The organism is Loigolactobacillus backii (genome assembly GCF_001663675.1).
Lineage (GTDB): Bacteria > Bacillota > Bacilli > Lactobacillales > Lactobacillaceae > Loigolactobacillus > Loigolactobacillus backii.
In genome coordinates this window covers 574,388-592,217 of sequence record NZ_CP014873.1, presented here as the reverse complement: position 1 = coordinate 592,217, position 17,830 = coordinate 574,388, and the positions used below count along the sequence as shown (strand labels likewise).

The 17,830-nt window shown below is 41.6% G+C and carries 19 protein-coding genes, 1 pseudogene and 1 riboswitch; of the genes and pseudogenes, 16 read left to right on the top strand and 4 right to left on the bottom strand.

Annotated features, from left to right (window positions below):
- The first annotated feature begins 43 nt into the window (after window positions 1-43).
- The 8 genes from AYR53_RS02520 (at window position 44) to AYR53_RS02490 (ending at window position 6,874) form a co-directional block, all read left to right on the top strand.
- Window positions 44-922 (top strand): branched-chain amino acid ABC transporter permease, encoded by an 879-nt coding sequence (locus tag AYR53_RS02520; protein ID WP_068226003.1) that lies wholly within the window; start codon window positions 44-46, stop codon window positions 920-922.
- 9 nt (window positions 923-931) lie between these two features.
- On the top strand, window positions 932-1,885 hold the full coding sequence (locus AYR53_RS02515) for a branched-chain amino acid ABC transporter permease (protein WP_068279566.1): 954 nt from the start codon (window positions 932-934) through the stop codon (window positions 1,883-1,885).
- Window position 1,886: 1 nt separating this feature from the next.
- Window positions 1,887-2,663 (top strand): ABC transporter ATP-binding protein, encoded by a 777-nt coding sequence (locus AYR53_RS02510; protein WP_068226004.1) that lies wholly within the window; start codon window positions 1,887-1,889, stop codon window positions 2,661-2,663.
- On the top strand, window positions 2,663-3,370 hold the full coding sequence (locus tag AYR53_RS02505) for an ABC transporter ATP-binding protein (RefSeq protein WP_068279568.1): 708 nt from the start codon (window positions 2,663-2,665) through the stop codon (window positions 3,368-3,370). The genes AYR53_RS02510 and AYR53_RS02505 overlap by 1 nt, the downstream gene beginning before the upstream one ends.
- Before the next feature lie 4 nt (window positions 3,371-3,374).
- On the top strand, window positions 3,375-4,013 hold the full coding sequence (locus tag AYR53_RS02500; RefSeq protein ID WP_068226006.1) for a CBS domain-containing protein: 639 nt from the start codon (window positions 3,375-3,377) through the stop codon (window positions 4,011-4,013).
- A gap of 251 nt (window positions 4,014-4,264) precedes the next feature.
- Window positions 4,265-5,143, top strand: a complete 879-nt coding sequence (locus AYR53_RS02495; protein ID WP_068226007.1) for a ribonuclease H family protein — start codon at window positions 4,265-4,267, stop codon at window positions 5,141-5,143.
- 291 nt (window positions 5,144-5,434) lie between these two features.
- On the top strand, window positions 5,435-5,596 hold the full coding sequence (locus AYR53_RS13490) for a hypothetical protein (protein WP_156520006.1): 162 nt from the start codon (window positions 5,435-5,437) through the stop codon (window positions 5,594-5,596).
- 207 nt (window positions 5,597-5,803) lie between these two features.
- Window positions 5,804-6,874, top strand: a complete 1,071-nt coding sequence (locus AYR53_RS02490) for an LCP family protein (protein ID WP_068226008.1) — start codon at window positions 5,804-5,806, stop codon at window positions 6,872-6,874.
- A 76-nt stretch (window positions 6,875-6,950) separates the two neighbouring features.
- On the opposite strand, the gene tpx is transcribed toward AYR53_RS02490, so the two are convergent.
- Window positions 6,951-7,436, bottom strand: coding sequence for a thiol peroxidase (tpx, locus tag AYR53_RS02485; protein WP_068226009.1), 486 nt, complete (start codon window positions 7,434-7,436; stop codon window positions 6,951-6,953).
- Between the two features lie 114 nt (window positions 7,437-7,550).
- A complete protein-coding gene (locus tag AYR53_RS02480) occupies window positions 7,551-8,141 on the bottom strand; it encodes a hypothetical protein (RefSeq protein WP_068226010.1) in 591 nt (196 codons plus the stop codon).
- Between the two features lie 311 nt (window positions 8,142-8,452).
- Here AYR53_RS02480 and AYR53_RS02475 point away from each other — a divergent pair, with 311 nt between their 5' ends.
- The 5 genes from AYR53_RS02475 (at window position 8,453) to AYR53_RS02455 (ending at window position 11,746) form a co-directional block, all read left to right on the top strand.
- Window positions 8,453-8,992, top strand: a complete 540-nt coding sequence (locus AYR53_RS02475) for a GNAT family N-acetyltransferase (protein WP_068279572.1) — start codon at window positions 8,453-8,455, stop codon at window positions 8,990-8,992.
- Between the two features lie 352 nt (window positions 8,993-9,344).
- Entirely contained in the window at window positions 9,345-10,643 is a 1,299-nt protein-coding gene (locus AYR53_RS02470; protein WP_068226012.1) for a Y-family DNA polymerase, read from the top strand.
- Complete coding sequence (locus tag AYR53_RS02465) at window positions 10,636-10,971, top strand: hypothetical protein (protein ID WP_068226013.1); 336 nt, start codon at window positions 10,636-10,638, stop codon at window positions 10,969-10,971. The genes AYR53_RS02470 and AYR53_RS02465 overlap by 8 nt, the downstream gene beginning before the upstream one ends.
- Window positions 10,968-11,348 carry a hypothetical protein gene (locus tag AYR53_RS02460; RefSeq protein ID WP_068226014.1) on the top strand — a complete coding sequence of 127 codons (381 nt, stop codon included), beginning with the start codon at window positions 10,968-10,970 and terminating at the stop codon, window positions 11,346-11,348. The genes AYR53_RS02465 and AYR53_RS02460 overlap by 4 nt, the downstream gene beginning before the upstream one ends.
- 107 nt (window positions 11,349-11,455) lie before the next feature.
- Window positions 11,456-11,746: an LSm family protein gene (locus tag AYR53_RS02455; protein ID WP_068226015.1), complete on the top strand. Its 291-nt coding sequence runs from the start codon at window positions 11,456-11,458 to the stop codon at window positions 11,744-11,746.
- An 84-nt stretch (window positions 11,747-11,830) separates the two neighbouring features.
- On the opposite strand, the gene AYR53_RS02450 is transcribed toward AYR53_RS02455, so the two are convergent.
- Entirely contained in the window at window positions 11,831-12,691 is an 861-nt protein-coding gene (locus tag AYR53_RS02450) for an aldo/keto reductase (RefSeq protein ID WP_068279574.1), read from the bottom strand.
- 354 nt (window positions 12,692-13,045) lie between these two features.
- Here AYR53_RS02450 and AYR53_RS02445 point away from each other — a divergent pair, with 354 nt between their 5' ends.
- From AYR53_RS02445 to AYR53_RS02430, 3 genes are all read left to right on the top strand, one after another.
- Window positions 13,046-14,269: an IS110 family RNA-guided transposase gene (locus AYR53_RS02445; protein ID WP_068222268.1), complete on the top strand. Its 1,224-nt coding sequence runs from the start codon at window positions 13,046-13,048 to the stop codon at window positions 14,267-14,269.
- 221 nt (window positions 14,270-14,490) lie between these two features.
- Entirely contained in the window at window positions 14,491-14,994 is a 504-nt protein-coding gene (locus tag AYR53_RS02440; RefSeq protein ID WP_068226017.1) for a methylated-DNA--[protein]-cysteine S-methyltransferase, read from the top strand.
- A 722-nt stretch (window positions 14,995-15,716) separates the two neighbouring features.
- Window positions 15,717-17,027: an IS1380 family transposase gene (locus AYR53_RS02430; RefSeq protein ID WP_068279064.1), complete on the top strand. Its 1,311-nt coding sequence runs from the start codon at window positions 15,717-15,719 to the stop codon at window positions 17,025-17,027.
- A gap of 271 nt (window positions 17,028-17,298) precedes the next feature.
- Here AYR53_RS02430 and AYR53_RS13750 read toward each other — a convergent pair.
- Window positions 17,299-17,553 (bottom strand): annotated as a pseudogene (locus tag AYR53_RS13750) (ECF transporter S component); the annotation flags it as partial.
- 142 nt (window positions 17,554-17,695) lie between these two features.
- Window positions 17,696-17,821, bottom strand: a riboswitch (FMN riboswitch).
- Window positions 17,822-17,830: the final 9 nt, after the last annotated feature.

The window sequence follows — 17,830 nt, the reverse complement described above, 5'->3', positions numbered from 1 at the left end:
TTATGTTAGTTTTGGAAGTATAAAGAAATGGAAGTGAAGCGCTGTGCATACAGTTTTGCAACAATTAGTTAATGGATTATCGCTGGGTAGTATCTATGCACTGTTAGCACTTGGTTACACCATGGTTTATGGGATTATCAAGTTAATTAACTTTGCTCATGGCGATATTTATATGTTAGGGGCCTTTTGGGGCTATTACGTGATTAATCAGTGGCACTTTAGTTTTTGGCCGGCGTTAATTTCAGCGATGGTATTCTGTGCGTTAGCAGGGGTTATCATTGAATATTTGGCCTACCGACCACTACGAAATTCACCACGAATTGCGGCATTGATCACTGCAATTGGGGTGTCATTCTTATTGGAAAATGGAATGTCGTACTTATTTAGTTCAAATGTACGTAGTTTTCCGCAAGTCATTGCGGTTAAACAGTACCATCTAGGTTCAGTAACGATTTCAAACATTCAGTTATTAATTTTGGTTGTTTCAATTGTTTTAATGATTTTATTACAGTTAATTATTAAGGAAACCAAGATGGGCAAAGCAATGCGCGCCGTTTCTGTTGACGCTGACGCTGCTCAATTAATTGGAATTAATATTGACCGGACAATCTCCTTTACCTTTGCTTTAGGTTCAGCCTTGGCTGGTGCCGCAGGTGTTTTGATTGGTTTATATTACAATTCTATTGATCCGTTGATGGGCATGACACCTGGGATCAAGGCCTTTGTTGCCGCAGTTCTTGGTGGGATTGGTCTAATTCCTGGTGCTGCTCTTGGTGGTTTTGTAATTGGCTTAATTGAAACTGCTGTTCAAGCACTTGGGTTCTCTGCCTTTAAAGATGCAGTTGTGTACGCCGTTCTGATTTTAATTCTATTAGTTCGACCAGCTGGTATTTTGGGCAAGAACGTCAAAGAGAAAGTGTAGGTGCCGAACATGAAGAAAAATTTGAAATATAATTTGACCTGGCTTGCCATCATGGTTGTCGGCTACATTTTAATTGATGTCCTTGAATTGGTAGGTGTCATTGATCAATTTGCTGAAACTACTTTAGTTTTAATCGGCATTAATATTATTTTGGCGACTGGCCTTAATTTGATTATTGGTTTTTCGGGGCAATTTTCATTAGGTCACGCTGGTTTTATGGCGATTGGTGCTTATACATCGGCACTAATCACGCAGGCAATACCAAATAGTGGGGGCATGGTACTTGGCTTAATCGCCGGAATGGCACTTTCCGCCTTAGTTGCCCTTATCGTTGGGATTCCAACGTTACGTTTAAATGGGGACTATTTGGCGATTGCAACAATGGGAGTTGCCGAAATTATTCGGATTATTATGAATAACTTGAAGATCACAAATGGGCCAGCGGGTTTGTACAACATTCCCCAACTGGCCAACTGGTCAGTAGTTTACCTCTTTGTTTGTTTAACGACAATTCTGATTGTTAACTTTATCCATAGTCGTGATGGTCGTGCGGTAATGTCCGTCCGTGAAGATGAAATTGCCGCTGAATCCATGGGCGTTAATATTACCAAATGGAAAGTTATTGCCTTTGTTCTTGGTGCAGCAACTGCCGCAATTGGTGGTGCCTTACACGCCAGCTATATCCAAACAATTGCACCTAATGATTTCGGTATTATGGAGTCAATTAACATTTTAATCATTGTTGTTATGGGTGGTATTGGTAGTATTACCGGAACCTATGTAGCCGCGATCGTTTTAGGATTATTGGACATGGTTTTACAAAATTTTGGGACTTTAAGAATGGTACTTTATTCGTTAGCCTTGATTTTAATCATGGTCTTTAAGCCTTCTGGATTGTTAGGTACGTGGGAGTTCTCAGTTCGCCGCATCTTTACGAAACTTAAGGCAAAGGGGGACGCTTAAAATGACTTTACTAGATGTTAAGGGCTTAACGAAAAGTTTCGGTGGCTTGACGGCTGTCTCCGATGTTTCGTTGCATTTGGATGATAACGAGTTAGTTGCTCTAATTGGACCAAATGGTGCCGGTAAAACGACGCTGTTTAATTTATTAACTGGTGTTATTGTCCCCACTGAAGGAACCGTAACCTTACAGGCCGATTCTGGGCTAGAGGTTTTGAATAAAAAGAAGCCTTATACGATCGCGCAAGCAGGATTAGCGCGGACTTTTCAAAATATTCGCTTATTCAAGGGTTTGTCAGTTGAAGATAACGTGTTGATTGCCATGACCAGTAAAAATAAAGAGGGTTTTTTCGAAAGTATCTTTCGCCTGCCTTCTTTCTATAAAAAGGAAGACGAGTTACACCAACAAGTGTTAGATTTGTTGAAAATTTTTGATATGCAAGATGACGCTGATAAATTAGCAAAAAACTTGCCTTATGGTGCACAACGACGGTTGGAAATTGTCCGTGCACTAGCAACCAAGCCGAAGATTCTCTTTTTAGACGAACCTGCTGCCGGGATGAATCCTGAGGAAACTGCGGACCTAACGCGTCTAATTCGCCAAATTCAAGAAGAATTCCACATCACTATTTTACTAATTGAACACGATATGTCATTGGTTATGAACGTTGCCGAACGAATTTACGTTTTGGAATACGGCCAATTGATCGCTGAAGGGACACCAGAAGAGGTACAGAAGGATCCAAAGGTTATCAAGGCATACTTGGGAGGTGAAGCGTAATGCTGCTACAAGTTAGCGATTTGGCCGTTAATTATGGCGTTATTCACGCAGTTAAGGGCGTCAGCTTTGACGTTAATGAAGGCGAAATCGTTTCACTGATCGGTGCTAATGGTGCTGGTAAAACAACGATTTTAAAAACAATCTCTGGTTTAATGCGCCCAGCCAGCGGTAAAATAATCTATGAAGGTAAAGAAATTCAAAACAAAAAGTCACAAAAAATTGTGGCCGATGGAATTTCACAAGTCCCTGAAGGCCGCCATATTTTCCCAGGATTATCCGTTTTAGAAAACTTACAAATGGGCGCCTTTTTACGAAAAGATCGCGATGGAGTCAAGGCGGATTACGCTATGGTTTTTGAACGTTTCCCTGTTCTAAAGGAGCGCCGTGATCAGGACGCCGCAACGCTATCTGGTGGTGAGCAGCAAATGTTAGCCATGGGCCGTGCGTTAATGGCCAAACCGAAGTTGTTGTTGATGGACGAACCTTCAATGGGCCTAGCACCAATTTTTATCAATGAAATCTTTGATATTATTCAGGCAATCAAAAAACAAGGGACCACAGTATTATTAATTGAACAGAATGCTTCTAAAGCCTTATCCATTGCTGATCGTGGCTACGTTTTATCCACGGGTAATATTATCTTGTCCGGAACTGGTAAGGAATTATTAGCCAATGATGAAGTCCAGAAAGCATATTTAGGGGGATAAAAGTATGAGTGTTGCAGATTTTATGACAAAAAAGTTAATTACGGCACAACCAACGACGCGAATTAATGATGCCGTTGATCTAATGAAAGAGCACGATATTCACCGTTTACCGGTACTTGACGGTGGCAAACTAGTTGGGCTTGTCACTGAAGGAATTATTCAGCGGGCGTTGCCATCACAAGCAACTAGTTTATCAGTTTATGAGGTTAACTACTTACTGACTAAAACAACTGTCGCTGATATTATGGAAAAGGATGTATTGACGACGCCGTCCAATGTTGTTTTAGAAGACGCAATCTACACAATGCGTAAACATAACGTAGGCGTGTTGCCAGTTGTTGATGACGGTGCTTTAGTGGGTATTATTACGAATAACGATATTTTCGATGCCTTCTTGAATGTTGCTGGGTATAACGAGGGTGGTACCAGTGTTTCGGTGCGAGTTGCTAAGGATGAAGCGGGCTTTCTCGCGCGTGTGGGCAACGCGTTAGCCACTAAGAATTACAATATCCTTACTTTAATGGTGACTAGCCGAGATAACGAAAAAGAAGTGGAGTTACACGTTGATACTAAGGACGCTGCTAGCGTGACTAAGGTTTTGCAGGACGCTAACTTTGACGTTACGGCCGTCACTTCGGCTTAAAAGGCTTAGGGAATGTTTAGAAAAATACAGGACGTTACTTTTTTAAACACGCTTACCCTAAATTAGTCAGAAAAATAAGCATAAAAGTATTTTCTAAATCTGATTTAAATTAATGGATTAAAGCACACTGCTTGCAAGGTGTGCTTTAATCCATTTTTATGTTGTTGAGCCATACAAGTGGAATGTGTTTAAAAGGGCACGCGCTATGCTAAAATTAGTAGATAGCTTTTTAACGGAATGGAGTGTTGATCTTGGCAGCAGAAAAATTCTATGCAATTGCCCGCGGGCGTAAACAAGGCGTGTTTAAAACAACCTGGGCACAGGCAAAGACGCTGGTTGAAGGCTTTAATGGTGCTCGCTATAAGGGTTTCAAAAGTCAAACGGAGGCCCAGGCATGGTTAGCGGAGCAGCAAACGACGAGGCCAAAAACGGGTGCTAAAACTAGCTCAACGGCGCCAGTCCGGCATCAAGCGGATACCATTTATTTGTACACGGACGGCGGTTCGCGTAACACAGGAAACGTTAACGGCCAGCACGTCAAAGTCGGAGACAAGGCGGCCTGGGCCTACTTGATTCAGTATAATGATCAAGAGATGAGTGATTCGGCTGGTGAATTTGGGGCAACAAATAATAAAATGGAAATTACGGCGCTGCTAGAAGGATTGCGTTATATAGCGCAAACTTGGCCAGTGACAACACCGATCGTTGTCATAGCCGACTCACAATACGTCCTTAATGCCATTACTAAGCACTGGCTGGCAGGTTGGCAGCGAAAAGGGTGGACGCGGGGACCAGGTAAACCATTGGCCAATAAAGAATTATGGCAGGCCCTAGCACAACTGTTGCCGCGTTTTAGTCAAATTAGTTATCGTTGGACTAAAGGTCATGCCACCAATCATGGCAACGTTTTTGTTGATCATGCACTCAATCAAACGATGGACGCTATGGCAGCTAATAACCCAAGTGGTCGGCAAGAGAGTGTGTCTGGTGAACAAATAGCTAAATCGGCCAAACCAGTTAAGTCAGTTGCCAAATCGCAACGACCTTCACCGGAGTCAATGGCGTCAATTCGTAAAACACTGAAAGAAATGGGTTATCTACAACATAAAAGTGAATCAGAGAATAATTAAATTTTGCCGGCCACTATTGGTGAATAAAAGAGGGGTGGTTAATGCTGTCTTCTTGATCCAAGCTCCTGCTATACTGAAGAAAAGATCAGGATGTGGTTAATATGTGGCGTTTCTTTAGTGTTTATCATCAACCATTAGAATTGTCTTTAGGAATAGCTGGGGCGTTGGTTTTTGTTTTATTCGCGCTTCGAGCATTGAGAATCAGTCGGTATTTTCTATGCGGGTTATACATTGTGTTGGCCATCTTAGTGCTCGGAATTGCGATCAATCTTTGGCTAAGGGGGTAAATTAATGAAGCGGCTTCTTCAGAGTGGTCTTTATTTACTGGTTTTATTTGTTATTGCGGGGAGCCTATTTCGTTACGGTGGCTGGTTTTGGACGTTAATTTGTATCGGCTTAATGCTGTTTAGTCGCCAGTTAGGGGTCTATTTTCAAAATAGGCGAAAAAAATGAAAAGTGGTACAAGGGCCATCCGTTTGGGGTGTTATAAATATTAGTGGGGTACACCGATATTTTACAGTAGGAACTGGACATTTTTTAAAAGTGGATTTAATAGTTAAGTTGTAAATTTATCGTTAAGTTCATTGAATTTACCGGGAGAGTATTTATTTTTGTGGTACGCTAAAAGACGTAAATATTTTTTGGAGGAGCTCAATTTTTATGAATGGGACATCACGACGACAGCAGAGACCAACGCGTAAAAAGCATCATTGGATTTTATGGACACTGTTGGGAGTATTAGTAGTTTTACTTCTTGCTGGCGGCGGCTTTGCCTACAGCATCCTGCACAAAACACAAGCATCGTTTGATAAAATGTATTCGCCAGCAACGACAAAGGCGCCCCAGGCAATTGAACAGGGCAAGCCGGTTTCAATTCTATTTTTAGGGGTTGATACTGGTGCCGATGGGCGAGTTGACCGGGGAAACTCGGATACTTTGATCGTGGCAACTTTGAACCCGAAGACTCACAAAACAATGATGTACAGTATTCCTCGAGACACACTTGCTGAAATGTCCGGTGATAAGAAGCGTAATATGCAAAAAATTAACGCGGCTTACAATATTGGAAGTTCAACGATGGCCAAAAAGACCGTTAGCAGGCTATTAGGTATCCCGATTGATTATTACGTGACCGTTAATATGGGTGGTCTGCAAAAAGTCGTGGATGCCGTTGGTGGCGTGACGGTTAACAGCCCAATGGTGGTTTCCCTTAACGGCATAACGATTCCAAAGGGCAAACAGCATTTGAATGGTAAGCAGGCGCTAACCTACGCACGAATGCGTTATGAGGATCCCCGTGGTGATTATGGCCGCCAAATGCGGCAACAAGAGGTTATTCGGGCAGTTATGAAAAAGTTGGCTTCACCTAAGGGAATTAGTCATTATGATGCCCTTTTAAAATCACTGCAACCTAACGTACGCACGGATTTACCGTTTAATAATATTATTCGGTTGGGGCTTAAATACCACAAAAACGCTGATCATATTTCTTCACAGCATTTACAGGGACAGTCCGCGTGGATTAATGGTAGTTCCTACCAGATCGCGTCAACTAGTCAATTAACCAAGGCTTCGAACAAAATGCGTGCAGAAATGGCTTTACCAAAAAAGCAACTTGATAATGATGAAACGCGCTTAAACGCTTTGAATCCAACCTTTAATGGCACAAGTAATCAAACCTATAATACTTTTGGGCTCGATACCGTCTACTATACGTATAATACCTATTAAAATTCGGTATCTAAAAATGCTCCGCACGATGGTTATCGTGCGGAGCATTTTTACGCGCAATTAAATAATAAACTAGTTAATTAAGAAAATCTAAGGCTGCCTGATAATTGGGCTCGTTGGTCTGTTCTGTAACAATTTCAGAGTATTGAATCGTTCCCGCGGCGTCAATAATAAAGATTGAGCGCGCTAAGGTATTATTGCTAGCGACATAGATACCAAAAGCATCCCCTAAAACGTGTTTTTCATCGGCCAACATTTCCATCCGGGTAACACCTGCTGCAGCGCACCAAGTAGCTTGTTGTGCTGGTGTATTAGTTGAAACTGTGACGAAACGAATGTTAGGAATTTTGTCGGCATCAGCGTTAAAGTGTTTTGTTTGAATACTACAAACGCGAGTATTGATATCCGGCACAATGCTAATAAGAGTTGTCTGGCCAGTTAAATCAGTATTGGTCACTGTGCGGTTATTTTTATCTTGAACGACAAATGTTGGCAGCTTAGCACCAATCTTTGGTGGCTGTCCGTTAGTTAATAGTGTGTTACCGTGACGTGTAATTTCCATTAAAGTTCACCTCATAAAATTTAGTCTATCTTTATACTAATAGAAAATGGTTAATGTGGGAAATAATATTACTCGAACACGTTTAGTCCAAATTAATTTTCCAAACAGGCCAGTTTATTTAGTAAACTCAACGACGTATTGACCTTGGCCATCTGACGAGACGTGGAAGTTACTGAAATTGCCCATGTTTTGTCGTGCCCAATTAACGGCATCAGTAACGTTAGAAAAAGTTTGGCCACTACTTGTACCTGTTGAACTAGTATCGCTGCTAGCCGCCGAGTTGCTTTCAGCGGTGGCCTGACTAGCGGCTGCTGCTGATTGTGAATCAGCAGTGTCATCATTAGCGGTAGTGTCGCTAGTTGTATCACTGGTATTATCAGTTGTTTCGGATTTAGTGGTTGCCTTTTTGGGCTCAGAGGAGCGACTACTTGTATTTTGACTGGAACTACTTGTACTGGTTGTTGTGGAATCAGCGTTGTTTTCAGTCGTAATACTAGAAAATTCAGCGTAAATACCAAAAATGACGATCAGGATGACAATGACAACCAACCACCACTTGTTTCGTGAAAAGAATGAAGGTCCACCAGGCTGTTTTTGAGGCACTCTTTTGTTTGGTTTAGCTGGTTTCTTTTCTTGCTTACGCTGGTCACTGCGGTTAGCGTGGCGGCGGGCCATTCGACTATTTGGTTCATTTGGATTTTTCATAACAAAAACTCCCTTACTGCTTGATCAAATACTGTAATAACGATGATAGTTTATATTTGGAATAACACCTTTTTTGCGAAATAGTGAAGTCTGTTTCTAAACACTTAGTTTACCATGCTTAGTTGAATAAATTTTAAATTTATCTTTTACTTAGTTTAAATTTAGGAAATTCAGACAATCTTTAAAAGTTGACGATAATCTTATAATAATTAAACCCTGTTTGGCCAAAAAACTGACAAGCAAGTCGCTTGCAATCTGACGTGACGACGCCTAATCTAGTCATTATTGAATTGAAATGGAGTGATTTTGTTATGGCAGTTATCGAAACCTCGCGTTTGCGGTTACGTCCGATCGCTCAGGCGGACGCAGTTGATCTATTCCAAGTATTGCGGGATGCAGATGTTGTTAGGTATTTACGTTATCAACAGGCAACTGATTTGGCTGCTATCCAACAGGAAATTACGGAGCACTTTGGTCGTGATACTAGTACAGTTTTTGGAATTGAACTAAAATCCAGTAACAGACTAGTTGTTTTTTTTGAATTTCATCCGAATGGAAATAGCGGTATTCTAACTTATGCGTTGGCACAGGCCGATTGGGGTAAGGGAATCGTTCCCGAGGCCGGCCAGGCGTTAGTACGTTATGGATTTGAAACGTTAAATTTTCAACGCTTAGAGGCTCATTATGCAGCGATAAATCATAAATCGGCGCGCGTGATGGCAAAATTAGGGATGATTGATCGTGGAAAAATACAAGATTTTCGTTCGCAGACTGGTGAAATTATCAGTGTCAAGGCTTACGATTTGACTAAAGAGCAGTGGCAGGCCGAACAATTGAGTGCGCTGGGCTAAAGCATAGTTTAAAAGGTGCCTAGGCGTACCATTTTTATTGACGAGGTGGGCGTAGCTACTAAAACGGCTTGGGACTAGGCAGATTAATATTGGTAAGTCGAGTATCAAGTACATTTTGTTAATAGTTTAAAGCAAAATTTATTTGCGGTAAATTTAAATGCTGTCTGGTTTCACGTGAAACTCTACTCAGTCAGTGATGAATCAAACGATATTTTAGTGTATTTTACTAACATACCGTTTGATTTTTTTATTTTGACTTGCACTTAATACTTGTTCAGCGTATGATGAATGCAATTAGAACATATGTTCCCTAGCGACTTAAGCGTTTTTAGTTTTAAGGGTGGTGGAGAAAGTGGATTATTCACGTGAACCGCATGGTGTTTATTTTTTAATTGATAATAAGTCTTTCTACGCTAGTGTTGAGTGCGTTAGTCGCGGATTAGAGCCACTTAAAACCTGCCTTGTTGTGATGTCAGAAACCGATAATACAAATGGTGGTTTGATTTTAGCGACATCGCCTATGGCCAAACAACTATTTCATATTACTAACGTTAGTCGCAGGCGTGATCTACCTGATGATCCCCGTTTAATAATTGTGCCTCCACGAATGAACTTATACATTAAAAAAAATTTACAAATTAATACAATCTTTCAGCGTTTTGTTGCTGATGAAGATCTTTATCCCTATTCAATTGATGAATCAATTCTCGATCTAACACATTCATGGCGCCTGTTTGGTTCATCGCCGCAACAAGTGGCCCAACTAATTCAGGACACCGTCCATAAAGAGCTGGGTTTACGACTGACCGTTGGCATTGGTGAAAATCCACTGCAGGCAAAGATTGCACTAGATGTTTATGCTAAGCATGATCAGAATTTTATCGGTCAAATTACTTATGCAACGGTACCAACGAAACTTTGGACAATTTCAAATTTAGTCGATGTTTGGAGTATTGGTAAAAGAACGGCCCATCATCTAACGCGACTTGGGATTACGAATTTATTTGAATTGGCTCATAGCAATCCGTACATGCTGGTACAAGAAATGGGTGTTATTGGTGCTCAGTTATTTGCGTTAGCTTGGGGAATTGATCGAAGCAAGCTTTCCCAACGAATTAAACCTAAGGATAAAAGTCTGGGCAACTCGCAAGTTTTGCCGCGTGATTACAGTCAACAGATCGAGATTGAATTAGTGATTAAGGAGATTGGTCAGCAAGTGGCCGCTCGGGTTCGACACCACCACCAATTAACAAGTTGTCTTAGTTTGAGTATTGGTTTTGCCTATGCCGCAAGTGCTGCTGCTAAACGCAGTGGGTTTTCCCATGAGTGTAAATTGGAACCAACAGATGATAGTCGCCTAATTACCAGTCAGTTATTACGCTTATTTCGCCAGTTTTGGCAGGGTGAGGCGGTTCGAAATATTGCTGTTTATTGTTCCCAATTATGTGCCAACACAGGGGAACAGTTAGATTTATTCACGCCCCTTTGCCGGCAAATAAAGCAACAACAATTTAACCACGTGGTTGATCAGGTTAGAGCCAAGTTTGGAACAACATCGCTTGTTATGGCTAGTAGTTTGTTGCAAGGGGGGACACTTATTCGGCGAAGCGCATTGGTAGGCGGCCATAATGGAGGTAATAGCTTTGAATGAACAAATTTTAAAGCGGGAAGCAAAATTAATTGTTCAGCGCTGTCAGGATCAATTTAAGCAGAAGCGACAAACGCATTACTGGATAAAAGTTGTCAATGACCACTATGATCATACGTATAATTTCTTCTTTAATTATCAGCGCTTACACCAGGTTGAACGATCAGTGCCAGTGCGAACAATTACCGAATCTGATCTGCAGTGGTTGGAATTATTGATTCAGGAAATTCAACGATTAACGGAATTCAACATTGAATATGAAGGTTTTTATCATTTCTTATGGCCTAATGCGCAGCGGCCAATTCAAAAAAGAAGGAATCAAGCCGAATGAGAGTAAATTATCAGTTTTCAGATAAGGTCGTGCAACACTTCTTTGATTTCGACTACCATGATCGGGGCATGCTTAAGTGGGGGGGATTTTTTCTATCTGATCATACCAAGGCGCTTAAACGTCTGGCCCTTGCCGAGCGAGAAATTCAACCTAAGCCTGAACAATTGCCTGCTGAAATAGCTAGTCGGCTTGAAAAAGGCTGGTGCAAGCAGTGTTTAATCTATATCCAACAAAAAGTTGTGCAAAATGGGACTTATCTACCCGATGTGGTTGGCGTTGTTGTCGGCTATGATGAAGCCAATATTTTCTTGAAAATTGGTCAGTCGACACAGACAGTGGCAGTTATGGATATCAGAAACGTATCATTTCGACCGTAAAGAATTCTGGGCCACGCTAAAAAAATTTAGTGTCTTGTTCGCTTGTTTTTAGAAACGTATGTTCGTATACTTTGTTAGTGTTAGGTATGGGGTAAAGGAGTAGGGTAATGCAAATAAAAGTTGTACCGGGAGATTTTTTTAATTGGTTTTATAATATTGTGCCAAAACAAAGTTCAAATGAATCAATAGCGATACTAGAACAGGCAATGGAAGAACACTATTTGGTGACAGTATGGTTGTCGGCCGCCTGGTCCGGAAAAAAGTGTCAAGGATACCTAGTTGATTTTGATTCACAAGGATTTTTGATTATTGAACGGGCTGGTAAGCAAATTCAATTGCCATTTAAGGCGATGAATTACGTTCGACCAGTTAATAGACAATGGCGATTAGCTTATTGATTGCAAATTTTTCAATAAAAAATAGCCTGAGGATTACTTGATAAATACGACTATTTACCGATTAATCCAGCGACTATTTTTTGATTATTTTAGATTGGCAATTGCTTGAAAGTCATTATCAGATAATTTGATTGCAGTTGCGGCAACGTTTTGGGCTAGGTGATCTAAGTTAGCAGTTCCCGGAATTGGCAACATCATTGGTGAGCGTTTTAGTAACCAAGCAAGGGCGATTTGTGCGGGACTTGCCTGATATTTATCCGCAATTTTTTTAAGCACGCTACCTTCATTAGCTAATTTACCAGTTGCTAATGGGAACCAAGGTACAAAGACAATTTTGTGTTGTTCAGCGTAATCCAAAACGTCCTCATCACTGCGATCTGTAACGTTGTACAAATTTTGCACAGCATCAGTGTGAGCGATCTTTTCTGCGGCCTGTAGTTCAGGAATTTTAACTTGACTTAAACCAAGGTGCTTAATTTTTCCTTCATCTTGCATTTTTTTCAGTTCACCTAATTGATCTTCTAGCGGAATCTTAGGATCAATTCGGTGCAGAAAAAGAAGATCGATGCTATCAACACCTAAAGTACGTAAGTTAAGTTCAACTTGTTGGCGTAAATAATCTGGTCGACCATCAGGGGTCCAGAGATTTGGACCTTGCCGAGTTTGACCAACTTTAGTCGAAATGAAAATATTTTTATAGTTACCTTGGTAAGGTGCAAACGTGTCACGCATAAGCAAGTTAGAGGTGAAAGGACCGTAGGCATCAGCGGTATCAAAAAAGTTGATTCCTAGGTCGACCGCTTTAGCCAAAACGCGGCGCGCATTTTCTGGGTCTGCAGATGGTCCCCAAACACCAGAACCAGGTAATTGCATTGTACCGTAGCCGAGGCGATTAAACGTCTTATCGCCAAGTGTTAGAGTACCAGCAGCAGTAGTTGTTGTCATAAAAAAGCCTCCTCGTATTATTAAAAATGTATTCAAGTATTGACCAGCTTCGCTGTTTGGATGCTGTGTGATATTCTCTAATTGTTCATTGGATTCGGATCCAACTGGTATAGGCTTTCGCCTCCTGTAGTTTATCTACATTTTAAGAATGCCGCCCAGATGAATTGTTTAAGTTCAAACCACAAGCTGTAGTGTTAGCTGATGATTTTGATAGCTCGCGTTCTATCAAGCAGCTAGTCATTGGATGACTTGTCTACTCATAAATTGCGAGGATGTTCTGAAGATTCATAATTAGGGAGTATCACACAGCACCCAAGCCTATCCAAAATAAGAACGGAAAGGAGGTCTGAATCAATGAACTTGAATGTTGGTATTGATGTTTCAAAATTGAAGCTTGATTATTGTGGAATGGATTCAAATAAGCAAGTGTGTTTCCAAGGTGAAGTAACAAACACCCCGAAGGGGGCCGGTCATATTCGTGATGAGATTTTAAAGCGGTCTCAGCAAGCTGACCAAATTATTATCGGCATGGAAGCAACCTCAGTTTATAATTTCCACCCAACCTTGTTCTTTGAACAAGATGATCGCCTTAATCAGTTAAACGTGACTGTGGTCACCTTGAATCCTAAAGTGACGCACCGTTACAGTAAGTTATTTGATGATGATAAGACCGATACCGTTGATGCCTTTCACATTGCCGATTTCTTACGGATCGGCCGGTATCAAGTTCCGGTTACCCGCGATGAAAAGCACATCGCTTTACAACGCTTGACCCGGGAACGATACCACTTAGTCCATCAGATCAATGATTGTAAAAATCACTTTTTAAATAACCTGTACTACAAGGTGAACACCATCGATACGGTCTTGCCTACCTCAGTCTTTGGGTCAACCATGCTTAGCATTCTGAGTGATGAGAAGTATTCCCTAGATGACCTGGTTCAGATACCCTTGTCAGCCTTAACTGATGAGCTAAATCATTTATCTCATGGCCGGTTTGGCGATGCCAAAAGTGTTGCCAAAGCACTGAAGAAAGCCATTAGAAGTTCTTATCGGCTTAGCAAGACGGTTGCCGATTCCGTTGATCAAGTATTGGCCATGTACGCTAATCAGTTGCGGATGCTTAATCAACAGCTAAAGCTGTTAAATAAAAGCATTTCTGATCTGTGCTCGGTCATTTCAGGTGCAGACTCACTCCAAAGTATTCCGGGAATTGGACCAGTGTATGCGGCCGGATTACTGGCTGAAATCGGCCAAATTGACCGTTTCCCCAATGATGCTAGTCTCGCCGGCTACGCTGGCTTATCATGGCAACGCAGTCAATCAGGAAATCATGAGCGACAATTAACGCCGCGAACCAAAAGTGGTAACCAATACCTACGTTATTACTTAGTTGAAGCTGCCAACTCAGTAAGGCGCTATGATCCCACTTATGCCAGGTACTACCAGAAGAAGTTCCGGGAGGTACCAAAGTATCAACATCGTCGAGCTTGTGTGTTGACCGCTAGGAAGCTGGTTCGGTTAATTATTAATCTACTAACTGAACATAAACTGTACACGCCTCCTAAATTGGTCTAGCGCGACGAACATCGCTAACATTGCAAGTTTCTAACCAGTGAATTTTTGTACTTCACTGGGCTGGGGGAAGTATACTCTCCTCACAATTAGAACTATCAATATTTTACGTATCACCTACTTGACTTCTGACCACAAGTCTTAATAATTTACTACATAGTAAGAATCGATTAATATTAGTGAATTGTCAAGCGTTTAGCTAAGTGAAAGTGAGTGATTGTATTATGGATAATCAGTTATACCGAGCAACTCTAAATTGTCAGGGCAAACATTACTACTTGTTGGCTTCCGATCAGGGTTTAGTTTTTGTTGGTAGTCCAGATGCTTCAATTGATGAGGCCAAACACTATTTGCCAAATTCTGAAGTAGCGAACGCCAAAGAGAAATCCTTGGCAAACTATAAGCAACAATTGAATGACTATTTTACCGGTAAACGCTCGTTGTTGAACATTCCACTTGATATTCGAAGGGGCACAAAATTACAACAACAGGTTTGGCAAACACTATTAAAAATACCATACGGACAGACGTGGTCCTACACCGAATTGGCCACTGCTAGTGGTTATCCTACGGCAGTTCGTGCGGTTGCTAGCGCGGTGGGGGCCAATCCACTATTAGTTGTGATTCCTTGTCATCGAGTGATACGTAAGGACGGAAGGCTTGGCGGCTATCGTGGTGGTTTAGCAATGAAACAGCAGCTGTTATCGCTAGAGGCACAACGGTGCTAAAAAGAGTGCGGTAATAATGTCGCTCTTATACTAAACTTTTGGCCCACGTTCTATCGTAATCGGAAACAATAAGAGACCAGGACTTTTGTCCCGGCCTCTCCTGACTTGTCACAATAAATTTTATACGCGTTTAGTCCAAACTAAGTCATGTTTGGAGCTAGGACAAAAATCTAGCCCACTACTATTTTAAAGTAAGTAAGCTAGAACCAACTTTTGGCCCACTTTTTGACTAATTTGGTGTAAACGTGTTTGAAAAAGCAGGTTCCTGTACCCTTTCACGCACTCGCTAGCCAGAAACAGCGCCTATTTGTTACTCTAACTTTTGGCTACGGGCGTCACTACCTTACGCGATAACCAAGGTAGTAACTTAGCATAGGCGATCATGAAGACAATACTAACAATAACACCCTTAATTAAATTAAAAGGTAAAATTCCAGCAAAGACCATTTGCATGACCGGAGCAGTAAATTTAATGCCTGAGAATTTAAAGTACATTGGTAGTAGGACAAATAAATTGGCGAAGCACATGAAGACAGTTAGCAATAAGATACCAGAAGCCTGAATTATTCACCATAAGTTCTCCAAGTACAGTGTCACCCCGGTATCATGGGCGGTACTGTGTTTTTTATTTTTCACCTTTTTAGTGCAGAAAAAGAACCTCCGATTTGGTATAGTTGATTCACCACAAGTCAGCTATCCACCCAAAGAAAGAGGTCCTTCTCATGGCAACTTTACCGGGAAAACGAGTTAATTTCAATCCTAAATTACATATTTCGCACACTGGTGGTGAACTTTCCACTGATGCTGGGCTAGTGTTGGTCAAAGAATTAATGGCGCAACTCAATTTCACGACCTTAGCGTATCAATTAGTCCATTTTGATGACCAGCGCCATTACGCTCGTTACAGCAACGTTAGTCTACTAGAACAGGTCGTGCTGCAGTTGATCGCCGGTTACCCGGCCGATCTAGCTGCCACCAGTTTGCGCAATGACCCCACATTTAAATTACTATTGGCACAACCGCAATTGGCCTCACAACCGTCATTATCCCGTTTTTGGCAACGCTGTGACGAGCAGACCATCACCTCATTACAAACGTTGAATCAAGCATTGCTTGACCAAGCGTGGACTGGCGCCAAGCAACAACAGCTGATCCTCGATATTGACTCGACTCACGCCGATACTCATGGTCATCAGGAAAAAACGGCCTTTAATGCGCATTACGGTACCACGGGTTACCATCCGCTGGTCGCTTTTGACGGGCAAACGGGCCACTGTTTAAAGGCTCAATTGCGCCCAGGTAATGTTTATACCAGTACGGATATTGCCCCCTTTATCACACCACTACTACAGCACTATCATCAAGTCAAACCGAACGCTGATATCTTGGTCCGCGGGGATAGTGGCTTTGCGACTCCAGAATTATACGAAACTTGTGAAGCCAACGACACTTTTTACTTGATCCGCCTGAAAGCCAATCGGCGGCTGAACCAACTGGCTGAACGTTTTGTTCAGATCAGTGATGAGCAGAATTGGACTGAGACCGAGGTCCATTATTATCGCGCGTCTTATCAAGCCCGATCATGGTCTAAGCCGCGCCAGATCTATATTAAATCAACTCGACCAGCTGGTGAATTGTTATTTCAACATGAATACCTCGTGTCCAATTTAACGAGTTTTGTCGCCGAAGATGCATTTCACGCCTATCACCAACGGGGTCAAATGGAAAACTATATCAAGGAAGCCAAGGCTGGCTTTTACCTGGATAAAATGACTAGCTCGCAATTTATACCAAATTATGCCCGCATGATGCTCAGTGTCCTCGCTTATAATTTAGTCAGCTTGATGCGCCAATTGTTGCCTGTACAACATCAGCGATTACAGGTTACAACCTTGCGCTTATGGCTGTTTAAAGTAGCGGGTAAGCTGGTGACCAGCGGCCGGCAACTTTATCTAAAATTAAGCCGCCACCACGTCTATCAGGATTTGTTTTATCAACTGTTAGCTCGAATCCAAGCGCTACAGTGGGGCTAAACTGGTGCAAAAAATCAAAAAAAGTCGGTTCGGCCAAGGGGCAAGTATGCTCAAAATTGAGGATCAAAAATTTATCCAGCCCCATAATTTGGTAGCCTTTAGCAAAAACAGTACATCTTGGTTTGACTACGCCATAGCAGCACGAGAATTGGTCCAAAATTGTGCGGTATGCCGATATTAAACCTCGTATGAATAATTCGGGAGAAGTAAAACCAGCCAACATATTGCCGGTGCTTGGTCTAGCTAGGGTGTTGTGCTTTTGACCTCGTTTGAAGAAATAATAAACGGGTAAAGTGAAACACAAGGTGGCAAAAAAGTAAGCAACATCACCAATTAAGTAAGGAACGCCACCATGGGTTAGAAAATCTAATACACCACTGATGAAGGCCGTTGCAATCCCAGCAGCAGGGCCATATAAGAACATTGTGATGAAGACTGGTAAGTTACTAAAATCTACTTTTAAATACGAAAAAGCTGGTAAAATTGGAAAAGCAATTAAAAGTAGTAAATATGAGATAGCCGACATCATTGCGATCATAACAAGCTTACGGACGTTTGTTCTTTCCATATTGAAAACCTCTCCTTTTTAAACACTAAAAAACACACCACCCATGTCAAACAGAGACAAGAATAGTGTGCGCTTTATTTTATAGTCACAAATAAATAAGCCCAATCTTCTTTTATCTAGACTTTAACTATCGGTAGCGGGGTTTCACCGCTTCAGCCATTAATAACTAATGGGTCGTGGACTATAACCACCGGTCGGGAATTACACCCTGCCTCTGAAGACACATAACTAATAT